This is a genomic window from Streptomyces botrytidirepellens, assembly GCF_003721215.1.
In the GTDB taxonomy this organism is placed as follows: domain Bacteria; phylum Actinomycetota; class Actinomycetes; order Streptomycetales; family Streptomycetaceae; genus Streptomyces; species Streptomyces himastatinicus.
Genome location: NZ_RIBZ01000226.1, coordinates 24,069 through 31,127, shown reverse-complemented (window position 1 = coordinate 31,127; position 7,059 = coordinate 24,069). Strand labels below are relative to the sequence as shown.

Genomic DNA, 7,059 nt, shown 5'->3' with positions numbered 1-7,059 from the left:
CCGGACGTCTCCCGGGGGGCGCGCCGGGCGATCAGCCCGTCGTCCCAGGTCTGCCGCGTCCGCACCGCCTCCGCGGGAGCCGCCTCGCCCCCGCACCCATCCCCGCCGTCCAGACCGGCAGCAGTGGCCGTCACTTCGGTCACCTCTCCTTCTGTAGTAGGGACAGCGCGGCGATCAGCTGGACCTGGTGGTCCGGGGTCACGTCGAGGGCGTCGAGGGGCGCCAGCCGCCGGTCGCGCTCCGTCTCCAGGACGCGCGCGACGCAGCCGTCGAGCAGCCGCCCGCCGCGGTCGCCCAGCCGCAGCGCGCGGTGCGCGCCCAGCGTCTCGGCGAGCCGTTCGCCCGCCTTACGGGCCCGCCGCCCGCCCAGCAGGGAGGCGACCAGCAGGGCGGCGACGTGGACGGAGGCGTCGGCTCCGCCGCCGTCGGGGATCCGGGCGCGGGTCTCCTCCTCGGCCAGTTCCGCGACGCAGCGCTGCCAGCGCCGTACGGCCACGCCGATCCGTTCCCCGGCCTCGCGCGCGTCGGCCGGGGCGAGCCCGGTCCGCGCGGCGGGGTCCCGTTTCCCCGCCTCGGCGACCCGGTCGTCGGCGGCGGCCGCCGCGCTGCGCAGCAGGGTGGCGAGGGATTCGGTGAGCGCCGCGAGAAGCTCCTCGGGGGTGCTGTCGCGCGGCTGGCCGTGCCAGTGGGTGAGCGCGCCGCCCGCGAGCGCCGCGCCCGCGGCGATCTCCCGCCGCACGCGCTCGGCGGCCTCCGCGTACGCCCCCTCGACCCGCTGGATCAGCCGCACCGCCGCGGCGTGCTGGGCGGCCGCCGCACCGGCCAGTGCGGGCATCCGGGCCTGGAGCGAGGCGAGCACACCGGCCGCCGTGCGGGCGGCGGCGACGGTACGCGCCTGCGGGTCCTGGGCGTGCTGGGTGAGCCAGCCGCGCAGCGCGGCGACGGCGGTGGCCGGGAGCAGGCCGCTGCCGCCGCCCGCCGACTCGGGCAGTTCGGGGATGGTGAAGCGGGGGACGTCGCCGAGCCCGGCCCCGTCAAGGAGCGCGGCGTACTGCCGGGAGACCTCGGCGGCGACCTGGTGCGGCACCCGGTCGAGCACCGTGACAAGTGTCACGTCGTATTCCTTGGCGGTCCGCAGCAGATGCCAGGGGACGGCGTCGGCGTACCGGGTGGCCGTGGTGACCAGCACCCAGATGTCGGCGGCGCAGATCAGCTCGGCGGCGAGATCGCGGTTGCGGGCGACGAGCGAGTCGATGTCGGGCGCGTCGAGCAGCGCGAGCCCCCGGGCGAGCCCCGGATCGGTCTCGATCCGCAGCGCGGCGGGCCCCTCGCCCTCGCGGGCCCGTTCCTCCTCGTCGTAGGGCCCCTCCGCCCGGTCTCCCTGGGCGGGCACCCACACCCTGGTGAGCTGCGGCAGCACCCGCTTTCCGGCGAACCAGGAGTGATCGTCGGGATGGCACACCAGCACCGGTGTACGGGTCGTCGGCCGCAGCACCCCGGCCTCCGTCACCCGCCGCCCGACCAGGGAATTGACCAGAGTGGACTTCCCGGCTCCGGTCGATCCGCCGATCACCGCCAGGAGGGGCGCTTCGGGGGCGCGCAACCGGGGCACGAGGTAGTCGTCCAGTTGAGCAAGCAACTCGGCACGGCTGCGGCGAGCGCGGTCGGCGCCGGGAAGGGGGAGCGGAAACCGTGCGGCGTCAACGCGGTCGCGCAGTGCGGTCAGCGCGTCGAGCAGCCGGGGCCGTACGTCCAAGATCGCCACATGCGAAGAATGCCCGGTTTTGATGTCTTTTTGAAGCGTATGCTCGTTCGTGCGCGTCAAAGAGACCCACCCGGATCACCTCAGATCGGACACGAGGCAGGCGTGACGGGCGGGACTCAGGCATAACGAGTAGACAACACCCGCCGTTTGAGGCGTGAAAAACGATGCGAGTTTCGTACCTGCCTGCGATTATCGGACCGCTTCACCGAACCTCCACAACGTGCCACGGAGGTGAAGCAACCGGGGCGAGGCGCAGGGAGCCCTATCCTTGTCCCCGGCAAGGTCACGGATCCGCCGCGCCCGGCCACCGGCACCACGGCCGCACCGCGGGCCCGTCGGCACCCGGGGGCTCAGCAGTTCCAAGGCCCACCACCGGCCCCCGTAGCTCAGTGGATAGAGCAGGCGCCTTCTAAGCGCTTGGCCGCAGGTTCGAGTCCTGCCGGGGGCGCCACCGGCCCACCGCCGGCTGGGCCGCGCGGCCCAGCCGCGTCGGCCCCGGCCGCCGCGCACATCGACTGCCCCGGGCTCGTGTGAACTCCTGACGAAGGTTGACGCACCGCCGGGCATCCCGGAGTTCACACGCCGCCTGCCGCCTAGGGCACGGGAGGCGTGTCACCCAGGGAGAGCAGCAGCTTGCGCATCAGGTCGGACAGCTGCTCCTGTTCGGCCCGGTCCAGGGCGCTGAACAGGCGTTCTCCGTTGAGGACATGACCCTCCACCGCGTTGTCCACCAGGTCGAAGCCCTCCTGGGTGAGTGAAATCACCATGCGGCGGCGGTTGGTGGCGTCGAGTTCGCGGTCGACCAGGCCGCGACTCACCAGCCGGTCGACCCGGTGGGTCAGCGCCGGTGGCTTGATCATCATGGTCGCGGCCAGGGCTTTCGGGGACAGAGCGTACGGCGGGCCACTGCGGCGCAATGTTGCGAGCACATCAAATTCCCAGCGCTCCATGCCCTCGGCCGCGAGGTACGCCACCACGCCCTGCTCGACGAGCCGGGTCGCCCGGAAGAGCCGCCCCATCATCGCCATGGACCAAACGTCCAGGTCAGGGCGGGTTTCCGCCCACTGCTGAAGGATGCGGTCGAGCGCGTCCTCCCCCTGCCCCTGCGGCTCGTTCACCTCTTCGGCCCCGCCGCTTCGAGGTGAGTTCAACATCGAACTATTTGACATGAACCAAGCCTACTTTCTACGGTCAGTGGCTGTCAGACAGCTCTGGGTACGCAACGGGGGTCACCTCCGGCCACACCCATGAGCACACCAACCCTCGTCCATGCCCATTGCCGGCGCCAGGCCCAGGGCCTACCGGCCGGAGGCTCCGGCAGGGCCATGTCTGGGGTGACCACCGAAGACCTGAACAGACCAGTCTCGTCACAACTGCTTGATCTCATCCGACGGCGTTCGCGCCCACGAAGCCATCGCCGGAAGCCATCAACAGAGACACGGGAAGGTTTTTCATGCCTGTCGGAAACCACGCCACCCTGCCTGCGCTGCTTCAAGCACAGGCCACGACACGACCCGACGACATCGCCGTCGTCGCCGAGGACGCCCAGCTCACCTATGGCGGCCTCCTCGACCGAAGCGCCCGCTTAGCTCTTCGGCTCCAGAAGTCCGGCGTGCGCCGCGACCACCGCGTGGGGCTCTTCGCCGATCCGTCCCTCGACCTCATCGTCGGCGCCTGGGGCATCCTCGGCGCCGGCGGCGCGTATGTGCCGCTCTCCCCGGACTACCCCGAGGAGCGGCTGCGCTTCATCATCGACAACGCCCGTGCGCAGGTCATCGTCTGCCAGCCGCATCTGGCCGACCGGCTGCGCCAACTCGCCCCGACCGACACCGTCGTCCTCACGGTGGACGAGGCCCTGGCCGACCAGCCGACCGGGCCACCGCCGCCACTGCCCGCCCCGGAGGAGCCGCAGCCCGACGGGCTCGCCTATGTCATCTACACCTCCGGGAGCACCGGCAAGCCCAAGGGGGTGATGGTCGAACACCGCAGCATCGTCGCCCAGCTCGGCTGGCTCCAGGAGTACGGGCACCTGGGCGGCGGCACCGTCATCCTCCAGAAGACCCCGATGAGTTTCGACGCCGCCCAGTGGGAGATCCTCGGCTCGGCGTGCGGCGCCCGCGTGGTGATGGGCGCCCCGGGTGTCTACCGCGACCCCGAGGGGCTGATCGACACGATCGACCGCCACCGGGTGACCACCCTCCAGTGCGTCCCGACGCTGCTCCAGGCGCTGGTGGACACCGAGCGGCTGGGCGACTGCACCAGCCTGGTCCGGGTGTTCAGCGGTGGTGAGGCGCTCACCAGAGCGCTGGCCGCCGAGTTCTTCGCGACGCTGCCGACGGCGCGGCTGGTGAACCTGTACGGACCCACCGAGTGCACCATCAACTCCTCGGCGTACGAGGTCGCCCCGGCCACCGTGGACGACGAGCCCACCGTCATCCCCATCGGCACCCCGGTCAGCCGGACCCGCTACCACGTGCTGGACGAGAACCACCGGCCCGTGCCCCGCGGCGAGACCGGTGAGCTGTACGTCTCGGGCGTCCAGCTCGCCCGCGGCTATCTGCACCGGCCCGAGCTGACCGAGGAGCGCTTCCCGCACCTCGCGCCGGAGCCCGGCCACGACCCGGTGCGGCTGTACCGGACCGGCGACCTGGTGTCCCAGTCCCCCGACGGCACCATCCACTTCCTCGGCCGGACCGACAGCCAGGTCAAACTGCGCGGCTACCGCGTCGAGCTGGACGAGGTCGCCCGCACCATCGAGCACCACGCCTGGGTCAAGCGGGCCGCCGTCCTCGTCAAGGACGACGCGCGCACCGGCTCCCAGAACCTCGTCGCCGCCGTGGAGCTGAACCCCAAGGAAGCCGCCCTGATGGACCAGGGCAACCACGGCTCCCACCACCAGTCCAAGTCCAACAAGCTCCAGGTCAGGGCCCAGCTGTCCAACCCCGGGCTGCGTTCGTCCGAGCAGCTCGCCGGGCGGACCCACGTGGACCTGCCGGGCCGCGACGCGAGCCCGGAGCTGCGCCGGGAGGCGTTCGCCCGCAAGACGTACCGCTTCTACGAGGGCGGGGACACCAGCCGCGCGCGCATCCTCAAGCTGCTCGACCACGGTGTCGATCCGCTCTCGTCCCGGCCGCTGGGCGAGCTGACCCTGCGGGGGCTGGGCCGGATCCTGCGCTCCTTCGGGCAGTTCCACAGCGAGGAGCGGCTGCTGCCGAAGTACGCGTACGCCTCGCCCGGCGCGCTGTACGCGACCCAGATGTACCTGGAGATCGCGGGCATCGGCGATCTGCCGGACGGTATCCACTACTACAACCCGCTGGACCATCAGCTCACCCTGATCCGCCGCGTGAAGGGCGGCGGCTCCCCGCGGCTGAAGGTCCACTTCGTCGGCAAGCGGCAGGCCATCGAGCCCGTCTACAAAAACAACATCCTCGAGGTCCTGGAGTTCGAGACGGGCCACATGGTCGGCCTGTTCGAGCAGGTGCTGCCCGCCCACGGCCTGGCCATCCATCCGGACGGGTTCCGTCCGGAGCTGCTGCCGCAGTTCGACGTGGCCGAGGACGACCACTACCTGGGCACCTTCGACATCCGGCAGAGCGACGGCCGGCAGCCGGAGGACCCCACCGAGATCTACCTCCAGGTCCACCCCGGGAAGGTCACCGACCTGCCGGGTGGTCTGTACCGCTACCAGGACGGCGACTTGGAGAAGATCTCCGACGAGCTGGTGGAGAAGAAGCACGTGATCGCCATCAACCAGGCGGTCTACGAGCGCTCCAGCTTCGGGATCAGCGCCGTCAGCCGGGCCGCCGAGCCGTGGCTGGAGTACATCGCGCTCGGCAAGAAGCTCCACCACCTCCAGGCCAACCAGCTGGGGTTGGGGCTGATGTCCTCCGGCTACAGCTCCAAGAGCGGCAATCCCCTGCCCGCCGCGCGGCGTCTGGACAGCATCCTGACCGAGCGCTCGATCCCGACCGGCGCCTCCTACTTCTTCGTCGGCGGCCGGATCTCCGCCGAGCAGGAGGCGAGCGAGGGCATGGGCGAGGACGTCGTCCACATGAAGGGCCCGACCGAGGTGATCAGGGACGACCTGGCCTCGTATCTGCCGGACTACATGCTGCCCAACAAGGTCGTCGTCCTGGACGCGCTGCCGCAGACGGCCAACGGCAAGATCGACGTCAAGACGCTCGCCACCTTCGACGAGCTGTCCCAGGGGCTGGAGAGCCGCGCCTTCGTGGCGCCGGAGACCGACACCGAACAGGCGCTCGCCGAGCTGTGGGCGGCGGCGCTGAAATACGAACCGGTCTCCACCGAGGACAACTTCTTCGAGGCCGGGGGCAATTCGCTCATCGCCGTCACGCTCGTCAACCGCGTCAACAAGCGGTTCGGGACCCGGCTTCCGGTGCAGGTGCTCTTCGAGGCGCCCACGGTCGGGCGGCTCGCCCGCCATATCGACGGCACCGCGAGCGGGGAGATATCCCGGTTCCTGCGGCTGCGTTCCGGGGGAGCCAAGTCCCCGGTCTTCTGCTGGCCGGGCCTCGGCGGCTATCCCATGAATCTCCAGCAGCTCGCCTCGGGCGCCGATGTGGACCGGCCGTTCTACGGAATCCAGGCGCACGGCATCAATGACGGCGAGACGCCGTACGCGACGATCCGGGACATGGCCGCGGCGGATGTGTCCGAGATCCGGAAAATCCAGCCGGAAGGCCCGTACACCCTGTGGGGCTATTCCTTCGGCGCCCGGGTCGCCTTCGAAACCGCATGGCAGCTGGAGGACGCCGGGGAACGGGTGGAGAACCTGTTCCTGATCTGCCCCGGAAATCCCAAGGTCCGGGAGACGGACGGGAAACAGTACGGACGTGAGGCGACGTACCGCAATCCGGCCTACCTCACCATCCTCTACTCCGTCTTCACCGGTGGCATCAGCGGGCCCGACCGCGACCGCTGCCTGGAGACGGTCCGGAACGAGGACGAGTTCGTGGCGTTCATCCACCGCCTGCTTCCGCAATTGGACGAAGCGCTCATCCGCCGGATCACCCGGATCGTGGAGGCGACCTACGAATTCGAGTACAGCTTCCGCGAACTGGCCGAGCGCGAGCTGAACGCACCGGTGACCATCTTCAAGGCGACGGGGGACGACTACTCGTTCATCGAGGGCAGCTCGGGCTATTCCGCGATGCCTCCGACCACGGTCGAACTGGCAGGGGACCACTACAGCGTGCTGAAGGAAAAGGGGGTCGGCGAACTCATTTCGGCCATCCACGCCCGCCTCGACAACTGAGCCCCACGGAGGAGGA

3 protein-coding genes and 1 tRNA gene are annotated in these 7,059 nt (G+C 70.4%); 2 read left to right on the top strand and 2 right to left on the bottom strand.

Going from position 1 to position 7,059, the window contains the following annotated elements:
• Positions 1-139: 139 nt before the first annotated feature.
• Positions 140-1,756, bottom strand: coding sequence for a dynamin family protein (locus tag EEJ42_RS17005; protein WP_123100762.1), 1,617 nt, complete (start codon positions 1,754-1,756; stop codon positions 140-142).
• 384 nt (positions 1,757-2,140) lie between these two features.
• Here EEJ42_RS17005 and EEJ42_RS17000 point away from each other — a divergent pair.
• Positions 2,141-2,216: transfer RNA gene (locus EEJ42_RS17000), tRNA-Arg, on the top strand.
• Positions 2,217-2,358: 142 nt separating this feature from the next.
• On the opposite strand, the gene EEJ42_RS16995 is transcribed toward EEJ42_RS17000, so the two are convergent.
• Positions 2,359-2,919 (bottom strand): MarR family winged helix-turn-helix transcriptional regulator, encoded by a 561-nt coding sequence (locus EEJ42_RS16995; protein ID WP_246096809.1) that lies wholly within the window; start codon positions 2,917-2,919, stop codon positions 2,359-2,361.
• Positions 2,920-3,218: 299 nt separating this feature from the next.
• On the opposite strand from EEJ42_RS16995, the gene EEJ42_RS16990 reads away from it, so the two are divergent.
• Positions 3,219-7,043 (top strand): amino acid adenylation domain-containing protein, encoded by a 3,825-nt coding sequence (locus EEJ42_RS16990; protein WP_123100760.1) that lies wholly within the window; start codon positions 3,219-3,221, stop codon positions 7,041-7,043.
• Positions 7,044-7,059 lie beyond the last annotated feature (16 nt).

Excerpts from the sequence above, each read along its gene's own strand:
- EEJ42_RS16990 (WP_123100760.1), top strand. The coding sequence starts at position 3,219 with ATGCCTGTCGGAAACCACGCCACCCTGCCTGCGCTGCTTCAAGCACAG.
- EEJ42_RS16995 (WP_246096809.1), bottom strand. The coding sequence starts at position 2,919 with ATGTTGAACTCACCTCGAAGCGGCGGGGCCGAAGAGGTGAACGAGCCG.